At 72.7% G+C, this 23,045-nt stretch carries 18 protein-coding genes; 4 read left to right on the top strand and 14 right to left on the bottom strand.

Features of this window, described 5'->3' with window-relative positions; genetic code table 11:
• Positions 1-250: 250 nt before the first annotated feature.
• Positions 251-901, bottom strand: a complete 651-nt coding sequence (locus tag E1165_RS19945) for a MerR family transcriptional regulator (protein WP_132393309.1) — start codon at positions 899-901, stop codon at positions 251-253.
• Between the two features lie 266 nt (positions 902-1,167).
• Positions 1,168-1,389, bottom strand: a complete 222-nt coding sequence (locus E1165_RS29085; RefSeq protein ID WP_165945269.1) for a hypothetical protein — start codon at positions 1,387-1,389, stop codon at positions 1,168-1,170.
• Between E1165_RS29085 and E1165_RS19940 the strand changes: the two genes are divergently transcribed.
• The gene (locus tag E1165_RS19940; protein ID WP_371687367.1) at positions 1,343-2,125 is read left to right on the top strand and encodes a helix-turn-helix domain-containing protein; all 783 of its coding nucleotides are present in this window, start codon (positions 1,343-1,345) and stop codon (positions 2,123-2,125) included. The two genes, E1165_RS29085 and E1165_RS19940, sit on opposite strands and share 47 nt — an antisense overlap.
• 324 nt (positions 2,126-2,449) lie before the next feature.
• Here E1165_RS19940 and E1165_RS19935 read toward each other — a convergent pair whose 3' ends face one another.
• The 9 genes from E1165_RS19935 to E1165_RS19895 all read right to left on the bottom strand — a co-directional run bounded on the left by E1165_RS19935 (position 2,450) and on the right by E1165_RS19895 (position 16,848).
• Positions 2,450-3,814 (bottom strand): cytochrome P450, encoded by a 1,365-nt coding sequence (locus E1165_RS19935; protein WP_132393308.1) that lies wholly within the window; start codon positions 3,812-3,814, stop codon positions 2,450-2,452.
• Positions 3,811-4,350, bottom strand: coding sequence for a flavin reductase family protein (locus E1165_RS19930; RefSeq protein WP_132393307.1), 540 nt, complete (start codon positions 4,348-4,350; stop codon positions 3,811-3,813). The genes E1165_RS19935 and E1165_RS19930 overlap by 4 nt, the downstream gene beginning before the upstream one ends.
• A gap of 23 nt (positions 4,351-4,373) precedes the next feature.
• Complete coding sequence (locus E1165_RS19925; protein WP_132393306.1) at positions 4,374-4,802, bottom strand: thioesterase family protein; 429 nt, start codon at positions 4,800-4,802, stop codon at positions 4,374-4,376.
• A 2-nt stretch (positions 4,803-4,804) separates the two neighbouring features.
• On the bottom strand, positions 4,805-10,579 hold the full coding sequence (locus E1165_RS19920; RefSeq protein ID WP_132393305.1) for an SDR family NAD(P)-dependent oxidoreductase: 5,775 nt from the start codon (positions 10,577-10,579) through the stop codon (positions 4,805-4,807).
• Positions 10,576-11,583, bottom strand: coding sequence for an enediyne biosynthesis protein (locus tag E1165_RS19915; RefSeq protein WP_132393304.1), 1,008 nt, complete (start codon positions 11,581-11,583; stop codon positions 10,576-10,578). Before E1165_RS19915 ends, E1165_RS19920 begins: the two co-directional genes overlap by 4 nt.
• A 5-nt stretch (positions 11,584-11,588) precedes the next feature.
• Entirely contained in the window at positions 11,589-13,559 is a 1,971-nt protein-coding gene (locus E1165_RS19910) for a CRTAC1 family protein (RefSeq protein ID WP_132393303.1), read from the bottom strand.
• Positions 13,560-13,563: 4 nt separating this feature from the next.
• Positions 13,564-14,538 (bottom strand): DUF1702 family protein, encoded by a 975-nt coding sequence (locus E1165_RS19905; protein WP_132393311.1) that lies wholly within the window; start codon positions 14,536-14,538, stop codon positions 13,564-13,566.
• Between the two features lie 170 nt (positions 14,539-14,708).
• Entirely contained in the window at positions 14,709-15,695 is a 987-nt protein-coding gene (locus tag E1165_RS19900; protein WP_132393302.1) for a DUF1702 family protein, read from the bottom strand.
• A gap of 79 nt (positions 15,696-15,774) precedes the next feature.
• A complete protein-coding gene (locus E1165_RS19895; protein ID WP_132393301.1) occupies positions 15,775-16,848 on the bottom strand; it encodes a carboxymuconolactone decarboxylase family protein in 1,074 nt (357 codons plus the stop codon).
• A 196-nt stretch (positions 16,849-17,044) separates the two neighbouring features.
• On the opposite strand from E1165_RS19895, the gene E1165_RS19890 reads away from it, so the two are divergent.
• The gene (locus E1165_RS19890) at positions 17,045-18,103 is read left to right on the top strand and encodes an SDR family NAD(P)-dependent oxidoreductase (protein ID WP_243704881.1); all 1,059 of its coding nucleotides are present in this window, start codon (positions 17,045-17,047) and stop codon (positions 18,101-18,103) included.
• Here the strand turns inward: E1165_RS19890 and E1165_RS19885 are convergent.
• The gene (locus E1165_RS19885) at positions 18,060-19,169 is read right to left on the bottom strand and encodes a carboxymuconolactone decarboxylase family protein (protein WP_132393300.1); all 1,110 of its coding nucleotides are present in this window, start codon (positions 19,167-19,169) and stop codon (positions 18,060-18,062) included. The two genes, E1165_RS19890 and E1165_RS19885, sit on opposite strands and share 44 nt — an antisense overlap.
• A 72-nt stretch (positions 19,170-19,241) precedes the next feature.
• Between E1165_RS19885 and E1165_RS19880 the strand changes: the two genes are divergently transcribed.
• Positions 19,242-19,781 carry a helix-turn-helix domain-containing protein gene (locus E1165_RS19880; RefSeq protein ID WP_132393299.1) on the top strand — a complete coding sequence of 180 codons (540 nt, stop codon included), beginning with the start codon at positions 19,242-19,244 and terminating at the stop codon, positions 19,779-19,781.
• A gap of 33 nt (positions 19,782-19,814) precedes the next feature.
• Here E1165_RS19880 and E1165_RS19875 read toward each other — a convergent pair whose 3' ends face one another.
• Together E1165_RS19875 and E1165_RS19870 are read right to left on the bottom strand one after the other, a co-directional pair.
• Positions 19,815-21,470 carry an FAD-dependent oxidoreductase gene (locus tag E1165_RS19875; protein ID WP_132393298.1) on the bottom strand — a complete coding sequence of 552 codons (1,656 nt, stop codon included), beginning with the start codon at positions 21,468-21,470 and terminating at the stop codon, positions 19,815-19,817.
• Complete coding sequence (locus tag E1165_RS19870) at positions 21,467-21,997, bottom strand: DUF5987 family protein (RefSeq protein ID WP_132393297.1); 531 nt, start codon at positions 21,995-21,997, stop codon at positions 21,467-21,469. Before E1165_RS19870 ends, E1165_RS19875 begins: the two co-directional genes overlap by 4 nt.
• A gap of 283 nt (positions 21,998-22,280) precedes the next feature.
• Here E1165_RS19870 and E1165_RS19865 point away from each other — a divergent pair, with 283 nt between their 5' ends.
• Positions 22,281-22,871: a hypothetical protein gene (locus E1165_RS19865; RefSeq protein ID WP_132393296.1), complete on the top strand. Its 591-nt coding sequence runs from the start codon at positions 22,281-22,283 to the stop codon at positions 22,869-22,871.
• The last annotated feature ends 174 nt before the right edge of the window (positions 22,872-23,045 follow it).

Genomic DNA, 23,045 nt, shown 5'->3' with positions numbered 1-23,045 from the left:
CCTCGGCCGCGCCCAACCCCCACCCCGATCCGCCTCCGCCGGAAACCGACCAGCGGACGCAGCAACCGGCCCGGCGGCACCAACGGCCCGGGCGCGGACCGCGACGAAGCCCATGAACTGCGAAAATGCCCAACCGGGAAGCACCCGCCCCCACGGTCACCGCATCCCGGACGTCAGCTTCCCGCCAGGTGGGCCCACCTCCCCGAAGCTTTTCTTCCACCTTGCTTTTCCCGTTTCAGGAACGCTACTTTCAGTGAGATCCGCCGGTGTCACCCTGTGCACGCAGGGCCAACTGATGCTCCTGCGCGAGCGCCCGCAACGCCGTGAACGCGGCCTCGAACAGGACCAGACGGGCCACCCAGGCGCTGGCCAACGACTCCGTGGAAGCGTTACCAGAGATCGACTCGATGTCGTACGCGGACAGCCGATCGGCGGCCCGGACGTAAGGGGCGAGATAATCCATGTCAAAGTGGTCGTCTAGCTCTCGTAACGCGACAAGCACCTGAACCAGCGCGGATCGGGCGGGTGCCTGCGGATCGACCTGCCAACCGAGTCGACTGATGCACTCGTCCACCTGCTGCCGCAGCCTCCCGACCTCTCCGGGCTCGTCCGGCGTCGGCGGCAGCGAGGCGAACAGCGCGTCGTTGACGGCGGCACTGAGCCCGGCCAGCGACATCTCCCGGTCGTCGATCGCGGCCAGGATCTCGCGCACCGAAGCCAGGCTGAACCGGCCAACAACGGTGAGGACCTGGATCAGCTGCAGGCGCGACAGGTGCCCCTCGTCATAGTTTGCCTGGTTGCGGGCCGTACGGGTGCCGGGCGGTAGCAGGCCCTCCCGCAGGTAGAACTTGATTGTGGCAACCGGCAACCCGCTCCGCCTGCCAAGTTCCGAGATGCGCATCGAACTCCGTGGGAAATGGTGCCGTTACCTACCGGACAGTCTGCCACACCGGTACCGGTATCAAGATTGTCCGGTATGCGCCTGCTGGCCGAAATCGTCACCGGGGCCGGTTGCGGGTAAATGGATAGCAGGACTGACTAATCATGCATTGACGACCGGACGGCGACTGCGTTGGGTGACATCGACTCCGGACTTAGCCGTGACGATGCGTAATCACCCCTTCACGATCTAGATTGCCGCTCGGACCTGGGTCGGCTAGCATCGGCTCAGTCATTGGGGCAGTGATTCCCGGCGTCAATACCGTCACTCGTCGCACATGCTGGCCTTGCAGCGGAGAGCATATGAAGAATGGTTGACGAGCCGTGCCGCCGCATCCTGAGCGAAACGCTCGGCAGTTCCGGGAAATTATTGCCGAAGTGGCCGTCGAAAAAGGGGGAGAAATTGACGGAGCCGAGCGAGAAAGCCGCCGAACGCGTCATCGAGTTCATGCATGACAATCTCGGTGAACAACTCACGATTGACGACATGGCGCGAGCGGCGTTGTTCAGCAAGTTCCACTTCTCTCGGATATTCCAGCGAGCGACGGGGTTGTCGCCGGGCCGGTTCCTCTCTGCCCTGCGGCTCCAGCGGGCCAAGCAACTGCTGGTGTCCACGTCCCTGAGCGTGGCCGATGTCAGCCTCCGGGTCGGGTACGCCAGCGTCGGCACCTTCAGCTCCCGCTTCACCCGCAGCGTGGGCCTGTCACCGACGACGTACCGGCGGCTCGGAGGGTTCACCACCCAGGTGCCCGTCGAGGACGGGCAGGCCCTGGTCAACCGGCCGGTCGGTCGCGTCCAGGGCCGGCTGACCTGCACCCCGGAGCTGCCGGGCAGCCGGATCTTCGTCGGCGTGTTCCCGGAACGGATTCCCGAAGGCCGACCGGTGCAGTGCTGCATCCTCGACCGTCCCGGCGAGTTCGTGCTCGACCGGGTGCCGGCCGGGGTGTGGCACATCCTGGCCCACTCCGCCGCGGAGGAGCACACGGCGTCCCCGACCACCGGCACCCTCGTGGGCAGCCACGGCCCGGTGGTCGTCCGGCGCGACGGCCTCCTGGAGGTGGAGATGACCCTGCAGCCGATGCGGATCATCGATCCCCCCGTGCTGCTCGCCCTGCTGGACGTCCGGCGCTCGGCCATCGAACGGGTCGCCGCCGAACGGCAGCCCGTCGGGGTCAGCGGCGGCTGATTGCCCGACCGCCCCGACCGACCGGGTACGACCATCCGGCCGGTCGGGGCAGGCACGCCCTGCCCGAGCTGCCTCCGGCCGGCCCACCGCCGCCCGGAGGCCGCCGGCATGCCGCTTCCGCGATGATCTCCGCAGCTTCCGCGCTCGCCGCACCGGTGGTCCGGTTCGCCCCGCATCCGTCGCCTCCCGGCTCCCGACCGTCAGGACCAGGCGTGCCCCGGCACAGGTGGGCGTCACGACAGACGCAGGGTGACGCGACCACGCACGGCCGCCGGCACCCCTGGCCCGTGACCGGAGGCGCCGGCGGCCGGCGGCCGACCGCGATCAGTCCAGCGACTCCACCCGCACCGGCAGCCCGCCGCGTACCCGCAGCGACAACATCGGCTCGGGAACGACCTGGTGGGTCGGCACCCGGGTGAGCCGCAGCTCCCGCGAGACCAGCGCCAGGACGAAGGTGGCCTCCAGCATCCCCAGGTTGTTGCCGACGCAGAACCGGGGCCCGGCCCCGAACGGCAGGTACGCGTACCGTGGCCGGTCGTTCGTCCGGCCGGGTTCGAAGCGCTCCGGGTCGAAGCGCTCCGGCTCCGGCCAGAACGCCGGATGGCGGTGCAGGGTGTACGGGCAGATCAGCACGTCGGCACCGGCCGGCACGTCGTACCCGCCGACGGTGTCGGGCCCCTGCGCCTTGCGGGACAGCATCCACACCGGCGGGAAGAGCCGCATCACCTCGTGCAGCACCATCGTGGTGTACCGCAACGCGTGCAGGTCCTCGTACGTCGGCAGCCGGTCCCCGAGCACCTCGACGGCCTCGGCGTGCAGCCGCTCCCGGACCTCCGGGTACCGGTCCACCAGGTAGAAGCTCCACCCGAGGGTGCTGGCCGTGGTCTCGTGCCCGGCCAGCAGCAGGGTCACCAGCTCGTCGCGCATCCGTTGGCGGCCCCGCCGGGGATCCGCCTCCTGCCGGGTGGACTGGATCAGCCGGGACAGCGCGTCGTCCCCGTCCGGGTTCTGCCCGTCCCGCGCCACCCGCTCGGTCACCATCTGGTCGACCACGCGTTGCAGGTCCCGCCGGGCCCGCCGGAACCTCAGCTGTTTGGGCAGCGGCACCCACATCGGCACCATGCTCATCGTGGCCAGCTCGAACATGGCCTGGTCCTGCATCGCCTCGAAGGACCGGCCGATCGAGTGGTACGCGTTCAGGTTGGTGTCGAGCAGGGTGCGGCCGAGCACGCCGAGGGTCAGCGCGGTCAGCTCCTGGATCAGGTCGACCGGGCCGTCGCCGCGCAGCGCCCGGAGCCGGGCGACGAAACCGGCGGCCTCCTCCGCCACCGCGCCGGCCTGCCCGGCGATGCGCTTGGCCTGGAACACCGGCTGGGTGGCCCGACGCTGGGTACGCCACAGCTCCCCCTCGCTGGTGAGCAGCCCGTCGCCCAGTGCCCGGCGGGCGTGCACCAGCCCGATCCCCTTGTGGTAGTTCTGGCTGTTGTCGGTGAGCACGTGCTTGGCGTGGTCGGGATGGTTGAAGAAGTAGAACGGCCGCGGCGGCGGCGCCAGCCGGACCGCGTCACCGTAACGGTGGGCCGCGGACGACATCAGCCCGAGCCGGTCGGAACCGAACTTCCAGAGCGTGCTGATCAGCTCGCGGCCGTGCGGGCCGGGGGGCGCGGCGCGGGCACCGGTGAGTGTCATGTCCGTACCTCGCTCCGATCCGGCCCGATCTGACGGAACCGTCCCCGTAGGAACAGCATGGGCTCCTCCTCGCTCAGCCGCTCCACCGTCAGCAGCCGGCCGACGAAGATGGAGTGGTCACCGCCGTCGTACGCGCGCCAGAGCCGGCACTCGAAGCTGGCCAGGGCGCCGGAGATCAGGGGCGCCCCGGTGGCCCGGCCGGGCACCCAGTCGACCGTGTCGAACTGGGCCCGGCCGAGCGGCCGCCACCGGTTGGCGAAGTGCCGGGCGACGGGCTCCTGGCCCGCCGCCAGAACGGAGACCCCGAACGCGCCGGCGGCGTGCAGGGTGTCGTGCATGACCGCCTTCCGGTCCACACAGACCAGGATCAGGGGCGGATCCAGGGAGACCGAGCTGAACGAGTTGGCGGTCATGCCGTGCGGTTCCTGCCCACCGACGGTCACCACGGTGACCCCGGTGGCGAACGTGCCGAACGCCCCGCGCAGCTGTTCGGGGTCGACCAGCTCGCCGGTCGTCGGTTGATGGTTGACGGTCACGGTGGTCCTCCCTCCGCCCGCGGTCACGCCCGGTACGGCTGCAACGCGCGGACCAGTGGTTCCGGCACCCGGGCCGGGACGGTACGGGTGTTGGGTCCCCGCATGCAGGCCACCCGCTGCCGGCCCCGGGCGATCAGGGTCTCACCGCCTCCCGGGTCGAGCCGGACGTAGTCGAAGCTGAACTCGATCTGCGTCTGCGCCAGGTCGACCAGGCGCATGCGGATCGACAGCTCGTCGAAGGCGGTGATCTCCGCGAAGAACTCGCAGTCGACCTTCAGGGTGAACAGCTTCAGGTCGTCCTGGAGCTCGGCCAGCACCTCCGGCGCGAGCCGCTTGAGGAACATCTCCCGGCACCGCCCCTGCCACCGCAGGTAGTTGACGTAGTAGACGTTGCCGACGATGTTGGTCTCCTCGAAGCCGACCGTGTGCTGGTACTCGAAGTAGTCCGCCACGATCAGTTCTCCTTCCCGCACAGCACCGCGAAGACCACCGGCTCGGGCCGGTCGCGGAGGGTGGTCACCAGCGTCGCGATCCGCAGCGTGCCGCTGGCGAACACCAGCCAGCCGTCCCGGCGTTCCTCGGAGAGCGCCAGCGGGCCGCCCGTCGTCAGACCCGCCTTCTGCAGGCACTCCAGAGCGGTCCACACGCGGGTGGCGGCGACGTCGGCGCCCTCTCCGGTCTCCGCCGTGATCAGCTCGGCCAGGGGCCGGTGGCCGCCGAGTAGCTGCCGCCAGTCCTCCGGGCTGCGCTGCGACACCGGCTCGACGTCGCAGCCGACCGGGCCGGTGGCCGCGACCGCCACCGTCACCCCCGCACCATGCGCGGCGGAGATCCGGTGGTCCCCGTCGACGGACGGCGCCCCGTCCGGCCGGTAGCGGAGTGCCACGGCGCGGCCCAGGGCCCGGCCCGCGGCCACCGCGGTCCGTTCCCGGCGGGCGGCGACGCCCTCCGCCGGATGGGCCGGGTCGTCCGGTTCCACCACTACCGCGACCGCCGCACCGAGCAGGTCACCCACGGCCCGTTCCAGGTACGACCCGAGCAGCGGGGCGACCCAGGGACCCGAACCGTCCTTCTTGCGGACCGCCCGCAACCGCAGGCCGGACCACCGCTCGACGACCTCGCCGGCGGCGTCGCGGACGGCGATGTCGTAGACGTACGTGTCCCCGTCCCGGCTCCGTTCCGTGGCGCAGTACCGCAGTTGGCCGTCGGTCACCCGGGCGCCCAACGGGACGATCCGCTCCACGCCCTGCGGCAACAGGGTGCCGTCCGGAACACAGACCTGGTTGCCGTGCATCAACGCGTCCCGCATGCCGGGGTCGCCGAGCAGCAACTGGGCCGGCAGGAAGCCGGCGAACCAGTCGCCGTCCGCGACGACGGCCACGTCGGCGTCGACGTCGCGGGCCGCCGCGCGGTGGTAGCGGAGCAGCCGCCGGAACCGGTCGCCCTGGAACAGGGTGTCGCCGTAGAGGTCGCGGGCCGGGTCGAGCGGTACGGCCGGCAACCCGTCGCCGACCTGCTCCGGCGGCCCGGCGAGCACGCCCGGGTCACCGAAGCGCAGCCGGGCACGGAAGTGGTCGGCCGCGAACCCGGTCTCGGCGCTACGGATCGCGATGTCCACCGTGTCGTCGTCGGTGACGACACCCGCGATCCGGACGGTGGTGCTGCCGTCCGGCGGCACCACGATGGGCCGCAGGAACTCGGCCTGCTCGATGGCGGGCACCGTGGTCCGGCCGGTCAAGGCGGTGGCCACCTGGGTCATCGCCTCCATGCCGAACACCGCCGGGAACAGCAGGTTGCCGTCGAGCAGGTGGTCGGCGAGATAGAGGTCGGTCCCCGGGCTGAGCGTGGTCTCCGTGACCAACTCCACCTGGTGGTAGTGGACCAGGGGCTTGTCGACGAACCGGAGCAGCGGCAGCTCGGGCAGGTCGTACCGGACCGTGCCGAGACCCTGGGTCCGGCCGCTGACCACGACCACCGAGGGGGCGTCCGGGTCGGTGACGAGCCGGCGCATCAGGGCCACGCCCTGGTCCAGCGAGACAGGCGTGACACCGTCACGGGCCAGGCTCTCCACTACCGACAGCCGCTCGCCCATGCCGACGCCGGACCAGACCGACCACTCCACACAGAGGCTGCGGCAGTCGGGGTGCCGGCGGCCGAAGTCGGCGGTCAGCTCCGCCAGCCACTCGTTGGCGGTCGCGTAGTGCGCCTCCCCCCGCAGCCCGGCCCGCCCGATGATGCTGCCGAAGGTGACCAGCAGCCGCAGCCGGGCCGGGTCGACCGCGTCGAGCACCGCCCGCAGGCCGCCCACCTTCGGGGCGAAGGTGCGCCGCACCGTGGCCATGTCCAGGTTCCCCAGGGCCGTCGGCTCGTTGCGGCCGGCGCCGTGCAGGACCGCGGTGACCGGGCCGAGCTCGGTGGTCACCTCGGCGACCGCCCGCCGGACCTGCTCGGGGTCGGTGACGTCGGCACGGGCGTAGTGCACCCGTATCCCGCCGGCCGCCATCCGCCGCAGGTTGTCGGCGAGTTCGGTGTCCTGGGCCGGGTCGGAGCGGCCGAGCACGGCCAGCCGGGCACCGCTGTCCGTGGCGAGCGCCAGGGCGCACTCGGCGGTGATGCCCTTGCCGCCACCGGTGACGAGCAGCACGTCACCGTCACCCAGCGGCGGGGCGGACCGGGCCGGCCGGACCGGCATCGCCCGCAGGGTGGGTACCTGGCGGACGCCGGCGGCGTCGTAGTGGACCTCGACGAAGTCCTCCGTCGCGGCCACCTCGTCGCGGATCCGTTCGGCGGTGACCACCGACAGTGGCGCGTGCACGACGGTGACCCGCAGGTGGGGTGCCTCCAGGCGCAGGGTCTTGGCCAGCCCCGCCGCGCCCCGACCGTCCTGGAGCAGCACGTACCGGGTGCCGGGGCCGCCGCCGAGGGCGGCGCGCGCGCCCAGCAGGGCCAGTTCGAGCTGCTCGTCGGCGCAGTCGGCCGGCAGGCAGACCAGTACGCCGGAACCGACGCCGCCCTGCTCCAGCGCCCGGCGCAGGTGGTCGGCGAGCGCATGGTCCTCCGGTGCGTAGACCTGCCAGTGGCCGTTCTCCTCGCCGGTGCGCCGCCGCGGCGGCGGCACCACGTCGAGGTCGACGGTGAAGGCGCGTGCCCAGGCGGCGGCCCCGGTGACCGGGGCGCTGCGGGCGTTGTCCTCGGGGCGTGCGGTGCTGACCAGTTCGTCGAGCGCCTCGGCCAGTTCCCGGACGGTGGCGGTGGCGAAGTTGGTCGGGGTGTCGGCCGCGGCGATGCCCTGGCGCTGGGCGGCCTGGTTGACCACCTGCCCCACCGTGATGGAGCTCAGGTGCAGGTCGTCGAGGAGCCGGCTGTCGTCGCGCACCATCTCCAGCGGCAGTTCGGCCCGCTCGGCGGCGAGCCGCCGCAGCAGGTCCAGGCTCGACTCTCCCTCGCGTGCCGGGCCGGTTTCCACCGGAGCTGCGGCCACCGCCGCCCGCCTCACCTTCGGCACGTCCACCTGCGGCGCCTGCTCGCAGGGGCTCTCGAAGAAGCGGAACCGGCGGCCCAGTTCGAGCGGCCGGACCAGCCGCCCGTGCAGCAGCCCGGTCTGCAGGTCTCCGGCCGCCGTGACGTACGCGGCGGCGGCGACCCGCAGCAGCCCGCCGAGGGACTCGTCGTCGGTGTCGAGGGCGACCGCGGGAACGTCGGTGACCTCGGCGGCCAGCCCGCTGAGCACCCGCCCCGGTCCCACCTCGACGAACAGGTCGATGTCCTTGGCGGCCACCTCGACCGCCTGGGCGAAGAGCACCGGGTCGGTGATCTGCCGGTGCAGCAGCGCCGCGAGGTCGGTCTCCGCCGCCAACACCTCGCCGGTCACGGTGGAGACCACCGACCGGCCGACCGGCCCGAAGCGTTCCCCGACGAGGTGCCCGGCGAACGCGGCGGCGGCGGGTGCCACCAGCGGCGAGTGGAAGGCGTGCGAGACAGCGATCCGGTTGGCCCGCAGGCCGTCCTGCCGGGCTCGGGCGCACAGTTCGTCGACGGCGTCGACGGGGCCGGCGACGACGGTCTGCGTCGGGCCGTTGTAGCCGGCCACGACCAGCGGCGTACCGCTGATCAAACCGGTGACGACCTCGGCGGAGGCCGCCACGCTCGCCATCGTCCCGGACGCGCTGTGTTCGGCCATGGTGCGCCCCCGCACCCCGGCCACCCGCAGCAGCGTCGCCTCGTCCAGGGCGCCGGCCCAGTGCAGGGCGGACAGTTCGCCGAGGCTGTGCCCGACCGCGACGGCGGCCTCCAGCCCCAGGTCGGTCAGCGCCGTCAGGCCGGCCACCGAGCCGGTGACGATGCGCGGCTGGGCGACTGCCGTGGCGACCATGTCGCCGCTGGTGGGCAGAGCCGCGCGGGCGTAGACCCGGTCCACCTCGGGGAAGCGGCGGCGCAGCGCCCCGCCGCTGGTGCCCCGGCCGGAGCCCTGACCGGGGAAGAGGTAGCCGACCCGGCCGGTCCCGTTGGTGTGGTTGAGGAAGCAGCGGCCGTCCGGGGAGAACAACCGCGTCTCGCCGCCGTCGAGCGCGTCCGCGATCCGCCGCAGTTGGTGCTCGGCGTCCTCCGGGGAGGAGACCACCACGGCGGCCCGGTAGGGCAGGTCGCGAAGCTCGCCGTGCAGGGTCGCGGCCAGGTCGGCGAGCTGGCCGTACGCGACGGTCGGCACGAACTCGATCAGCCGGCCGACCCGGTCGCGCAGGTCCCGGGCGGAGAGCGCGTCGAACAGCAGCAGCTCCAGGTCCTGGCGGGAAGACGCCAGTGCCCGGGTACGGGTGTCCAGCGCGCCGCGCCGCCGGGGCTTGCGCTTCTCCAGCACGACGTGGGTGTTGATGCCGCCGAAACCCATCGCGGTGATGCCGGCGCGGACCGGCACGTCGGTCGGCCAGCCCTCCGCCGCCGGCAGCACCCGCAGGGCGGCGTCGTCGGCGGTGAGCAGCTCGTGCGGGTCGACGCAGCCGACCGCCGGCGGGAGCACCTCGTGGTGCACCGCCATCGCGGCCTTGATCAGGCCGGCGACGCCGGCGGCGGCCTTGGTGTGGCCGATCATGCCCTTGATCGAGCTGATCGCGGCGGGCCGGGCGTCCGGGTCGGCGTCCCGGCGGGCGGTGGAGAGCGCCCGTAGTTCGGTGGCGTCCCCGACCGCGGTCCCGGTGCCGTGCCCCTCGAACAGGCCGACGGTGTCGATGCCGAAACCGGCCCGCTCGTACGCCCGGCGCAGCGCCAGCCGGTAGCCGTTGACCTCGGGCCGGGTGATACCGCCCTTGCCGTCGGAGGAGATGCCCCAGCCGGCGATCGTGGCGTACACCCGGTGGCCGGCCTCGACGGCGTCCCGCTCACGCATCAGCACGGTCATCCCGCAGCCCTCGCCCGGCCAGAAGCCGTTGGACCGCTGGTCGTACACCCGCATCTCGCTGCGGGCCAACGCGCCGGTCTTGGCGAAGCCGACGATCTCGAAGGGGTCGATGGAGAGGTCCACGCCGCCGGCGACCGCCACGTCGACGTCTCCGTCCATCAGCGACTTGCAGGCGGTCGCCACGGACAGCAGGGACGAGGAGCAGGCACCGTCGACGGTGTAGCCGCCGCCCTTGAGGTCGAAGTGGTTGCAGATCCGCCCGGCGATGGTGTTCGACAGGCCACCGGCGAGGGTGTCCTCGTCGATCTCGGGGAACGGTGACTTGTAGCGGGTCTCGAAGTCGGCCATGAACGCGTCGAGCTGGTCGTCGTTCCAGTCCTGCTCCTTGAGCGCGGCGGCGACCATCCGGCGGACGTACGGCCAGCGCAGCCGTAGCTGGTTGGCGCGGGAGAACTCACCGGTGAGGCTGTTGCCGATCACCACGCAGGTGCGGTCCCGGGGCAGCCCCTCGGCCATCGGGAAGCCGGCGTCGGCGAGCGCCGTGGCGGCCACGTCGAGGGCGAGCCAGTGGGTCAGGTCGGTGGAGCGGTACGTGCTTCCGGCGACCTTGTACGCGACCCGGTCGAACTCGTACCCCTCGATGACCGCGGCGTTGCGGGCGTAGAACCGGTCGGGGGCGGCGGGGTCGGCGTCCCAGTAGTCCTCCAACCGCATCCGCACGTCGGGCAGCCGGCGGAAGGCGCGGCGCCCGGCGAGCGCGTTCTCCCACAGTTCGCGCGGGGACGCGGCGTCCGGGTAGCGGCACGCCATGCCCACGACGGCGATCCTGCTCATGCCGGTACCACCTTCCGGTCACCGTGCACCGGGCCGCCGTTGACCGAGATCGCGGACACCGGGGTGGCCGGTGCCGGCTCGCTCGCTGGTGGCGGCGCGGCGGCCCGCTCGGCGCGGGCCTTGTCGATGAAGTGCAGGGCCCAGTGGAAGCCGCCACGGGCCAGGCAGACGAGCGCGGTGGCGAAGAAGATCCCGTAGGCGATCCCCGCCCCGGTGAGGAAGGCGTACACGATGGCCACCCCGGCGCCGAAGGCGAACTGCGCGGCCGGATGGGAGGGCGTGGTCCCCGGGTCGGTGACCATGTAGTTGGTGAAGAGGATGAACGCCGTGCCGGTCATCATCGCCAGCGCGCCGGGGATCGACGTGTCCAGGATGAGGCCACGGACGACCGCCTGGACCGCGAAGGTGAGCAGCCAGCCGAGGATCAGCCACATCCGGCCGGTCAGCTTGCCGTTGATCATGGTGCCACCGAGGATGATCAGCAACGGCAACGCCCAGTCCAGCGGGCCGGAGATGTGCTCGGTGAAGTGGTACGGCGGGGCGATGCTGCCCCAGGGGAAGAGCAGCAGGATGACGGCGATGCCGAAGTTCGACGGGTTCATGTAGTGCCGCATCCGGCCCTTGACCGGCGCCCGCAGCACCCACTTGGCACCGATCGCCACGGACACCCCGAAGATCAGCACCAGGACCTGGTCGTTGACGTAGGTCAACATGTTCATCGCCAGGCTGGTGATGTGCGCCGGGTAGAGGAACTCCACCATGCCCCGTACGCCGTTGCCGAGGAAGCGGGGCCGGCGGCCCTCCATCCGGGCGCCGATCACCTCCAGCACGATCTCGAGGGTGTAACCGGTGGCGAGGGCCACGAACGGCCACAGCCACGGCTGCTCGAACCCGAGCACGGTGTACCCGACGATGTTGAAGACCGTGATGGAGATGGCGAAGTTCCGCAGGGCCTTGACCACCTTGAGGTCGTGGCGCGGAGGGCTGATCGTGGTCTCAGCCATGTCGGTCACCTTTCCTGAGCCTGCGAGCCGAGCTGGATCGAGTGCCAACCCGGGGTCAACGTGAGGGTCTGCTTGTGGGTCCGGCCGGTCCGGTCGCGCCAGCACAGCTGCACCTCCACCGGACCGGTCACGTTCCGACCCAGTCCGACGTGGACCTCGCTGCTGCGCTTGCCGGAGTGGCCGCTGCCGCCGTCGACGCGGCCGAGGAACTTGCGGCCGTCGCTCGTGGTGACGGTGACCTGGGCGCCGACCGCGGGAGAACCGGCCACCGGCTTGCCCGCCGGGGTCTGGCCCGCGTACGTCCCCTCCTGGGTCAGCCGCAGCCCCAGGAACGCCCCGGGTGACGGACTGTCGTTGTGGTAGAAGACCGGCTCGTCCCACTGCCGGGCGACCGCGAAGTCCAGCCGGCCGTCGCCGTCGGCGTCGCCGGTGGCGATGCCCCGGGTCGGCACCGGGATGTCCAGGCCGAGCTCACCCGCCAGGTCCACGTACCGGCCGTCCTGCCCCTTGGCGAAGAAGTGCAGCCGCTGGCTGCCGCCGATGTCGTCGCCGGCGGTGACGTGCGGCCACCACAACGGGTTGGACAGCAGCTCGTCGTTGGCGGTGGCCAGCTCCTGCAACTGCGGCCAGCGGTTCACGTCGCCCTTGACGAAGCCGGTGGTCTGCGCGACGACGAGGTCGCCGCCGTTGTCGAAGTCGGCCAGCTTGACGTCCCAGCCCCAGCCGGACCAGGCCAGCCCGAGCGGGGCGCTGCGGTCGTCGAAGGGCGCCTTGCCCCGGGCCAACTGCCGGGCCAGGTCACCCTGGTCCTTGGCGGAGTTGACGAAGGCGAAGTGGCTCTCCTCGATGCCGAAGGAAGTCGTGATGTTGCTGACGTACATGTCGTAGAGGCCGTCGCCGTCGAGGTCGCCGAAGTCGACACCCATGCCCTTGAACGAGTCCAGGCCGACCCGCTTGGACTTGGGCACCACGGCGCTGCCGCGGGCGCTCTCCACCAGCGCAAACTTGATCTTCCCGGGGGTGGAGCGGTTGTGCAGCAGCCGGTCCGGTCCGAAGTCGTGCGCCACGTACAACTCGGGCAGGAGGTCACCGTCGAGGTCGTTGGCCCCGGCCGCGAGCGCCCAGCCCTTGGACACGTCGCGGGGCAGCACGTTGTCGATCTTCTGGAAGGTGGCGGTGGGCTCCGCGCCCCCGCTGCCCCCGGTGAAGCGGAAGAAGTAGTCCTCGCCGCCGTTCAGGCCGTACGACATCGACCGGTTCATCTCGACCCCGCCGTTCTGCGTGTCGTCGAGAACCGGCCCGTGGGGGAAGTAGTTGCCGATGAAGATGTCGACGTGTCCGTCGCCGTCGAAGTCGTCGACCGCGGCGGCGTTGGTGTTCCACTGCGGCTCGGTGTACTCCGTGCTGGACCCGGGCACCAGCTCCGTCGGCCGGTACGCCGCCGTGGACAGCGACCGGGCGCCGTCGCGGGCGAGGTAGATGATCGGCGTCCGGCCCCAGAGGTAGACCAGCAGGTCCATCCGGCCGTCCTCGTTGAAGTCGCCGGGCACGCAGCCCATCGGCGCCATCACGTCGTTCATCGGCAGGGGGGCCGGGTCGAGCGCGAACGGGGCGTACCGGTCGGCCTTCGCCCCGGGCGTCGGGGTGACCACCACCTGGTCGGTGCGGGGGTCGGTGACGCAGAGGTCGTTCGCGAGGCCGTCCCCGTCGAGGTCGTTCATCGCCACCCCGGAACCGACCGAGGAGATCCAGGCGTCGATGTTGCGGTAGCGCTGGTTGACCTTGCGGATCGTCTGCTGCGGGAACCCGGCGGGCAACGCGATCGACGTCGGGCTGAACGCGTACCGCTCCGCCAGGTCCTCCCGTTCGGCCGCCGACGCCGACGGCAGCCGGGACGCGAAGAACAGGCTCGCCATGACGGCGAGGGCGAGGACCCCGGCCAGGTTTCGCCGAAGCCAGCCAACTGTCATAGACATTGTGCTAGTTCCTCCCGATTGCCACGAACTCGTCGGCGACCCGCTGTCGCCAGATCTCGTATGCCGGCAGCTGGTCGCCGTCCGGCGTGTTCGGACGTCGCTGCTCGGTCAGCTCGGCCGCCCGCGCGGTGCTCATCCCGCAGAACACCTCGGCGGCCAGCTCGTTGTGCGGCACGACCAGGCCGGCCCGGACGCGGGCGGTGGCCCCGAACGCGCTGCCCTGGGCGAGCTGCGGGCGGTACTCGCCGGCGCGCTGCCAGAACGCCCGCAGTTCGGCCTCGTCCCCGCCCCCGGCGTAGGTGGCGGCGAGGCCCGCGCCGCCGAACAGGTCGGCCCGGCGGTGCGGCGCGAAACGGCCGATGGTGTCGACCACCAGGTCCGGGTCGGTGCCGCAGACGAACCACAGCGCCCGGCCGATGCCCTGGTCGATGGCGCGGTTGGCGTACCCCGGCGGACCGCCGCCCGGCCACCGGAACCCTGGCTCCTGGTACCGGGCCCGCACGTACCGGTCGGTGTGGAAGTAGGCCTGGTGGAAGCCGTACCCGTCCAGGGCCAGCCAGCGCAGCAACGGATCCGGCATGGCGAGCCGGCGCCACAGGAGCCGGGGCAGCCGGGCCATCGCCCAGCCGACGCCCACGTACGCCATGTAGACGTGGGCCGACCCGGCACCGTCCAGGAAACGCTCGACCCGCCTGCCACGGACCGGCGACAGGCCGTCGACAATTGCCAACGCCATTGCCGCACCCTCGTAGGCGAATCCACGGAAACGCCGCTCGAATTCGTCCAGCCGCGGCGCGAATTCCTCATCTGTCCGCGATTCCGCCGCTGCCGAGAAGCCGGCCAGGAACGACTGGCCGACCGTCTCCAGCACGGTCCGCGCGGCCGGGCTCTTGATGTGGAACCCCCGCACGTCGAGCCTGGTCTGGGAAACGTCGGGCGTGAGGATGCGGCGCCTGAGCGCACGCCAGTAGGTGGTCAAAGCGTCCCCCAAGAAAGATCAGCCAGCGACCGTTTATGGTGCTCCTGGACGATCCTGCCAGGCACCTCGACAAGTTTCTTCTTCAGAATTGCCGAGCCCGGCGCAAAGCACCGGATAATTGCCGACACGGGCAGCACCGAGCCACAAGTAATTTATAGGAGCGAATGCGATCAGGAAGGATGCGTGGTCAGGCAACGCTGCCTGATCCGCCGCCGCCACTCCTCGTACGCCGGCACCCCGCGCGGGGCCCGCAGGTCGACGGCGACGTCGTCGGCGAGCTCGGCCGCGACGGCCACCGGCATCCCGGTGAGCAGCCGGGTGGCCTGCTCCGAGTGCGCCGGGACGTACCCGCTGAACGTCCGCGCCTTGGCCGCGAAGACCGCGCCCTGGGCCAGTTCGCCCCGGTGCTCGCCGGCTGCCTCGCCGAGCGCGGCCAACGCCGCCCCGTCGCCGCCACCGGCGAAGGTCGCCGCCAGCCCCACGCCGCTCCACAGGTCGGGCCGGCGGTCGGCGGCGAACGCGCGCACCGCCGCCGAGACGTCGGCGACCCGCGCCCCGTGGATGAACCAGAGCGCCCGGCCGATCCCCTGGTCGACGGCGTGCGGGAAGTACCCCGCGGCCCCCTGCCACGGGTACGGTCGCAGTCGCTCCTGCGCCCGCACCACCCGGTCGGTGTCGAAGTAGGCCCGGTCGAAGCCGTACCCGTCGACGGCCAGCCAGCTCATCGTCGGGTGGTAGGGCACGCCGGGCAGGTCCGGCAGCACCGTACGCCACAGCCTGCGGGGCAGTCGGGCCATCGCGAACCCGATACCGATGTAGGCCAGGAACAGGTGCGGGCGACCGGGCCCCAACAGCAGCTCGCGGGTACGTGAACCGCGCCCGCCCCGCATCGCGTCGAGCACCGTGCAGGCCATGGTGGCCCCCTCGTACGCGAAGCCGCGCAGGCCCACGTCGACCAGCTCCAGCCGGCGTTCCAGCTCCCACTGGTCCCGGACGTCCACCCCCCACTCGAAGCCGCACACCACCGACTGCGGCACGGCCTCCAACCAGCGGGTCACGGCCGACTCCGGCTTCGGGAAGCCCCGCCGGGCGAAGCTCACCTCGGCCAGTGACGGAGCCAGCGCCAGCCGACGCAACGAACCCAGGACGGTCGACACGGTCGCCTCCTCATGGTCGGGAAATCGGGTCGCCGGCGCCCCGGGGGCTCTCGGTCGTCCTCCCGGGACGCCGGCGAGGTCATCGCGGCGGTGCGGCCCGGTCCGGGGCCAGGTGCCAGGCACCCACCCGCCGGGCCGCGGCGAGGCTGGCCCAGGCGGCCACCTCCACCAGCTCCCGGTCGCCGGGCTGTTCCCGCCGGAACTCCGCCACCACGCTCTCGTCCACCTGGTAGGAGGCGACGGCGGCGAGCAGGGCGAGCCGCCCGGTGGCCCGCTGCCCCACCGGCAACCGCTCGACGAGGTCCTCGCACCACTGCCGGTCCAGTCCGGTCTCCTCGCCCCGCCAGTCGTCGAGGAGCTGGTGCGCCAGCTCCCGGACCGCCGGGGGCACCGAGCGGTCCCCGGCCGCCTCCAGGGCGGCGTACGCGCGGGCCACGGCGGCGGCGACCGTCTCGCTGCCGGCGGCCCAGGCGGCGTCCGTCGGCAGGGGCGTCGCCGGCAGCAGCGGCAGGGCGCGACCGGCCGGGAACTCCCGCAGGGTGGGGCTGAGCAGGAAACTGATGCCGTGCTTGAGCCGGCGCCGGGCGGCCGGGGTCAACCGGGGCGGCAGCAGGAAACTGGCGAGGAAGACGTTCACCATCCGGGTCAGGTAGTGGAAGGCCACCACCACGCCCACCAGCTCGGCGCGCTGCTCCTCGGTGAAGGGCGGCGACCCTGCCTGCTCGTCGGGCAGGTGCGCGGTACGGGCCCAGTGGACGAGCCGGCGTAACCGCGGGTCCGCCACGTCGTCCGGCCGGTCGGCGGCGATCGCCTCCGCGTCGTCGGCGTCGGCCAGGTCGTACATGCCGGTGCTGTGCATGTCCACGCAGTAGGGGCAGATGTTGGCCACCGACACGGCGGCGGCGACCGCCTCCTTGGTGGCCCGGTCGACGGCGCCGGCGGCCATCAGCGGTTCCCGCATCAGCATCCAGTACGCGGCGAGGGCTTCCGGAGAGGGTGAGTGCAGCAGCACCGGCGGGATGACCAGCCGCATCTCCTGCTCGACCTGGTCGTACACGGCGGCGACCAGCCCTTCGGCGGCGGCCCGGGCGACCGGTGTGACGTGCTTGACCTGGCGCTGGACGACCGACGATACGACCCGGCTGGCGAGCATCCCGCCTCCCTGGCTGCTGCGGTGGGTGGATCCCGCCGGCGCTCCGGTCGGGGTTGTTGCCAGCATGGCTGGCACCGCTCGGCCGGAAAAACTCCGAGATTGCGCACCTGCGGCAGCGCCGTGCCGGCCCCGGACGGCCCGACGAGCGCACGGCAGGAGAACCGGAACCGGCTCACGATCGTCGATAATCACCGGCGTGACCGGCCCGACCGAGGAGGAACGGATGAGGGTTCTGGTGACCGGCGGCAGCGGCTTCGTCGGCTCGCACACGGTGGCCGCGCTGCACCGCGACGGCCACCGGCTCCGGCTCCTGGCCCGGGACCCGGCCCGGGTCCGGCCGGCGCTCACGCCGCTCGGTGTGGACCCCGGCGAGATCGAGGTGGCCTGCGGGGAGGTGACCGACGCCGACGACGTGGCCGCCGCGGTCGCCGGCTGCGACGCGGTGCTGCACGCGGCCGGCGTGTACAGCTTCGACCCGCGCCAGCACCGGCGGATGCGGGCGGTGAACGTGCGCGGCACCGAGGTGGTGCTAGCCGCCGCCCGGGCCGCCGCCGTCGACCGGATCGTGCACGTGTCCACCTTCGGCGCGCTGCTGCCCTGCGGGGCCGGACCCGTCACCCCGGACACCCCGGTCGGTGCCCCCCGGGAGACGTACCTGGCCAGCAAGGCGGCGGCGGACGCGATCGCCCGCCGGCACCAGGCCGAGGGCGCCCCGGTCCTGATCAGCTATCCGCCGGCCGTGCTCGGGCCGCACGACCCGCACCTCGGCGACCAGACCACCCGGATCCGCAACGCCCTGCGCGGGCTGATGCCGATCTGGCCCCGCGGCGGCTTCCCTGTCGGCGACGTGCGCGACGTGGCCCGGCTGCACGCCGCCCTGCTCGGATCGGGGCCGCGGTCCGGGCGGTACCTCGGCCCCGGGGCGTACGTCGACACCGGCGAACTGCTGGGCACCCTGCGGGCCGTCACCGGCCGGCGGCTGCCGGCCGTCCGACTGCCCGCCACGGCGATGCTGCCGGTCGGCGTGCTGGCCGGCCTGGCGCAGCACGCCGTCCCCGTGCACATCCCCGCCGAGTACGGCGCCATCTACACCTGCCGGGTGGCCCGGCCGATGGACACCGGCGCCACCGACGGCCTGCTCGGCACGCCCGCCCGGCCGCTCGCCGAGACCCTGGCCGACACGGTGCGCTGGCTGCACACCGCCGGTCACCTCAGCCGCCGGCTGGCCGGCCGGGCAGCCGACCCGGTGGGATGAGGCCCGAGCCTCCGGACGCCCCGGCCCACAGCCGGGCGCCGATCCGCCGGGCGGCGGTGAGGCTGGCCCAGGAGGTCAGGCCGATCAACCCGGCGTCGTCGACGCCGGCGCGGCGCACCTCGGCCACCACCGCGTCGTCGACCTGCCAGGACGCGAGCGCCGCCAGCAGGGCCAGCCGGGCGGCCGGGCGGTCGGCCGTGGGCAGGCCGGCGACCGCGTCGTGGACCCAGGCCCGGCTCGGCCCGGTCGGACCGTCCCACCGGTCGACCCGCCCGACGACCAGCTCCCGTACCGCCGCGCCGACGACCCGCCGGCCGGCGTCCTCGATCACGGCGACCGCCCGGGCGAACGCCGCCGCCACCGGGACGGACCCGCGTGCCCAGGCCAGGTCCGCCGGCAGCTCGGCCACGGGGAGCCGGTCGGCCGCCGTCCCGGCCGGACCGGCCTGCGCCGCGGTACGCCGGATGCGGACCCGCAGCAGCTGGCGCAGCACGTCCCGCACCGGCGCCGGCGCGACGGCCGGCAGCGGGGAGTCGTCGAGGAAGATGTTGACCATCCGGTTGATGTAGTGGAAGGTCACCGCCACCCCCACCATCTCGGCGGTCGCCGCCGGCGGCAGCGGCGGGTCCAACGGGTGCTCGCCGTCGGCGCGTACCCACTCGACGAGCCGGCGGACGGCCGGGTCGCGGACCGCGCCGGTCCCGCCGTGGAGCAGGGCGGCGGCCTCGTCCGGGCCGGCCAGGGCGTGCACCGCGCTGCCGTGCACCTCCACGCAGTAGGGGCAGGCGTTGGCGGCCGACACGGCGGCGGCCACCGCCTCCTTGGTGGCGCGGTCGACCTCGCCGGCGGCCACCAGCGTCTCCCGCAGCATCGCCCAGCAGGCGCCGAGCACCGCCGGGTCGGGCGAGTGCAGAACCACCGGCGGCGCGAGGACGCCGAACTCCCGCTCGATACCGGCGTACACCTCGGCCAGCGCCGCCGGGGCCGCGGCCGGCCGGACGGGCACGACATGTCGGATGTCGGCCAACGACCGGCGAACGGCCGTCCGGAGCAACCATGAGCGCACGTCCACTCCTTCCCGGTGGTCCGGCGACTACCAAACCACGCTGGGTATCGACAAGGTCACTAGAATGGGTCAATGGTGATCCACAATCGACAGGCCTGCTCGATCGCCCGCGCCCTGGAGGTCGTCGGCGAACGGTGGACGCTGCTCGTCGTCCGGGACGCGATGCTGGGCGTGACCCGGTTCGACGCCTTCCTCAAGAGCCTCGGCGTCGCCCGCAACGTCCTCGCGGACCGGCTGTCCACGTTGGTGGAGGCCGGAGTCTTCGAGCGGGTGCCGTACCAGCAGCGCCCGCTGCGCCACGAGTACCGGCTCACCGACCGGGGGCGGGAACTGGCCCCGGTCGTGCTCGCCCTGATGGAGTGGGGTGACCGGCACTGCGCCGACGAGGCCGGGCCGCCCCGGCTCGCCGAACACGAGCACTGCGGCGGCCCGGTCCGCACCGAGGTGCACTGCACCCGGTGCGGCGGCCCGCTGACCGAGGCGGAGATCAGCACCCGGCTCTCCCCCCACTACGTCGCCCACCGCCAGCGTCAGGGCCGGGAGGTCGCCGCCTGGCCGACGGACGCCACCCCCACCGCCCGGCGCCGGCGACCCGGCCGCCGGACCCGGTGAGCTCCCGGGTCCGGGCCGTCGCCGCCGGTGGCCTCACCGCCGGCTGAGGTTGCCCACCAGCGGCAGCACCCCGCGCCGTCCGGCCGTACCACCGTCCGGCGCCGGCGCCCCGTAGACGACGTCGACACCGCGCTCCCGGGCGGCCTGGACGATGCCCGGCACCGACCGCTCGGCGAGCGCGGCGATGGTCATCGCGGGGTTGACGGTCAGCGCCCCGGGCACCGCGGCGCCGTCGGTGACGAAGATGCCGGGATGGTCCCGCAGCTCGTGGCGGTCGTCGAGGGCGCTGGTCGCCGGGTCGTCACCGATCCGGCAGGACGCCAGCGGATGCACGGTGTAAGCCCCGACCACCTCGTTGGTCCACGGCATCACCCGGGACAACCCGTCGCGTTCGAGGATGTCGCGCACGGCCGCGTCGGACTCCGCCCAGCCACGCAGCGTGTTCGGGGTTGGCCGGTACCGCAGCGGACCACGGGCGAGCATCTGCTGCGACAGCCGGGTCCCGTTGCCCCGCTCCGGCGGCGGCCCGAAGACACCCTCGTTGTCGTCCTCGCTCATCGTGAAGACGGTCAGCCAGGAACGCCAGGTGCGCAGCAGTTCCTTCTTCTCCGCCCCGAACCAGGTGGGGCCGGTGGCGTCCGGGACCTGGGCGAGGATGGTGCCGAAGCCCGGCGGGAAGTAGAGCTGCTCCAGGGAGAACCTGCTGTACTCCGGAAGCGAGCCGTCCAGCCGGTCCCAGTTGGCCACGCAGGGGCCCTTGCCGATCTGGTAGGCCTCGTACGGCACACCGTCCGGACGGGACAGTCCGAGCACGTCACGGACCCGGTCCTCGTTGAGGATCGCCGTGTTCAGCCGTTCGCCGTTGCCGGAGAAGTACCGCCCGACCGCCGCCGGCATCCGACCGAGGTGCGGCTCGGAACGCTGGAGGATCACCGGGGTGGCGCCCGCGCCCGCCGCCAGGATCACGACCTTCGCGTCGATCGAGCCACTGCCCACCGCCACCCGGTAGTCGGTGTCGTCGACCACCGTGTAGTGCACCCGGTAGCCGCCGTCGTCGGTGCGCGACAGGTGCTGCACCTCGTGCAGCGGACGGATCGTCGCGCCGTGCGCCAGCGCCGCGGGCAGGTAGTTGAGCAACAGGGAGCGCTTCGCGTCGAACCGGCAGCCCGACATCATCCAGTTGCAGTTGGTGCACTTCTCGTGGTCGACGGCCACCGGCACCGGGTTGGCGGTACGACCGGCGTGGTCGCAGGCCGCGCCGAACAGGCCACCCGAGAACGGCACGTCCTTCCACTCCTGCCGCACCACCGGCAGCGCCTCGGCGACCCGGTCGTACCAGGGCTCCAGGCTGTCCCGGGAGATCGCGGCGGGCCACATCCGCCGGCCGATGCTGCCCTGCCGGTCGAAGACGAAGCGAGGGGCGCGCGGCATCGCCGCGAAGTAGACGACACTGCCGCCGCCGACGCAGTTGCCGCCGAGCACGCTCATCCCGTCACCGATGACGAAGTCGAACGCCCGGGTGGTGGAGGAGCCGAACTTCAGGTCGTGGTCGAAGTCCGGGCCGGTCAGCCAGGGACCGCGTTCGAGGACGACCACCCGCGCCCCACCGGCGGCCAGGTGGTAGGCGGTGATCGCACCGCCGAATCCGCTGCCGACGACCAGGACGTCGGTGCTTTCGGTGACCGTCATGCCGGGCTCCCTGAGGGGGTCGTGTCGGGATGCGGCCGGGCCAGCGCCCGGCCGTAGGAGAACGAGGGAAACCGCCACAGCCCGTCGGCGTCGGGCCCGTAGTAGCCCATGGTGGTGAGGCCGGGATGGCCGGCGGCCAGCGCGTCGGTGGTGTGCATGTGCGCCGCGGCGTCGAAGGCGATGGTGCTGAACATCGCCACGCTCACCCACGCCTCCCGTTCGGGGTGGTCGGGCGCGACGAGCTGGCGCACCAGCGCCACCCGGTGGTCGTAGGCGAGGGCGACGAACGGCGGGACCGCCGGGTCGGGGGTCAGGCCGTGCTCGTCGGCGTACCGGGTGGCGTGGTCGTTCAGCAGGTCGGCGAGGGTGTCCAGGGCGGGAGCCATCCCGCCCTCCTCGGTACGCAGCACGTCGAGCGCGCCGGAGGCGACCGCCCCGCCGCCGGTCGAGACGCCGGCCACCGCCCGATCGTCCGGGTTGCGCTTCTCACCGGGCAGGATCGTGTCCGCGTAGGCCTCGAGCGTCATGGTCCGCGCCGGATCGGCGTCGGGAAGTACGGATTGCACGGGGGTGCCTCCTGTCGTCGGGGAACAGACCGGGGTCCGGGGCCTGCGCCGCGCCGGGCCCGACTCGGGCCGTCTCATCGTTCTGGCCGGGCCGGGTGGGCTGCATCTTCTCGGTTGCTTTCTGAGACCGAGCCGGTCGGAGGCCCCCAAACGGCCCCGGCAGGTGCGCAACATCGAAGAACACCCACGCCGTGACCGCCGGTAGCGTGACCGTGCACGCCCTGCGACAGGATGGGAAGCGGAAATGGCAGTCCACGCGGAACGGCGAAACTCCGGCCTCGTCGGTCGGCTCAACGGCGCCCACCATCGGGCCGCCCTCAACGTCTACCTGCTGATCGTGGTCGCACACTGGGCCGAGCACCTGGTCCAGGCGTACCAGATCTGGGGGTTGGGCATGGCCCGGCCACAGGCCCGGGGCGTGCTCGGGCAGTACTACCCCTGGCTGGTCACCTCGGAGTGGCTGCACTACGGGTACGCGCTGGTGATGCTGGTGGGCCTGTTCCTGCTGCGCCCGGGTTTCGTCGGGCGCGCCCGCACCTGGTGGACGGTCAGCCTGGCCCTGCAGTTCTGGCACCACATCGAGCACGGCCTGCTGTTCCTCCAGGCCCAGTTCGACACCACGTTCTTCGGCGCCGCGGTGCCGACCAGCATCGTCCAGCTCGTACTTCCCCGGGTCGAACTGCACCTGTTCTACAACTCGGTGGTCTTCGTGCCGATGCTCATCGCGATGTACCTGCACCTGCGGCCGAACGCGGCCGAGCTGGCGACCACCATGTGCAGTTGCGTGGCGCGGAGCCGTCCGCAGACGCGCCAGCCCGCCTCCACGCCCGCCTGAGATGGCCGCCCCGGGCAGCCGTGACGGGGTCCTCGCGGCGGTCGCGGTCGGACTCGCGCTGACCGTGGCCGGCGTCGCCCTCCCGGTGCCGGTGGCGGCGGCGTCCACCTCGGACGCCGGCGGCGACGCGGCCATCGCCACCGTCCCGCCCGCCCAGGCCGCGCTGACCACCGC

This window comes from Micromonospora sp. KC723, assembly GCF_004348595.1.
In the GTDB taxonomy this organism is placed as follows: domain Bacteria; phylum Actinomycetota; class Actinomycetes; order Mycobacteriales; family Micromonosporaceae; genus Micromonospora.
This window is presented reverse-complemented; position numbering and strand designations above follow the sequence as displayed.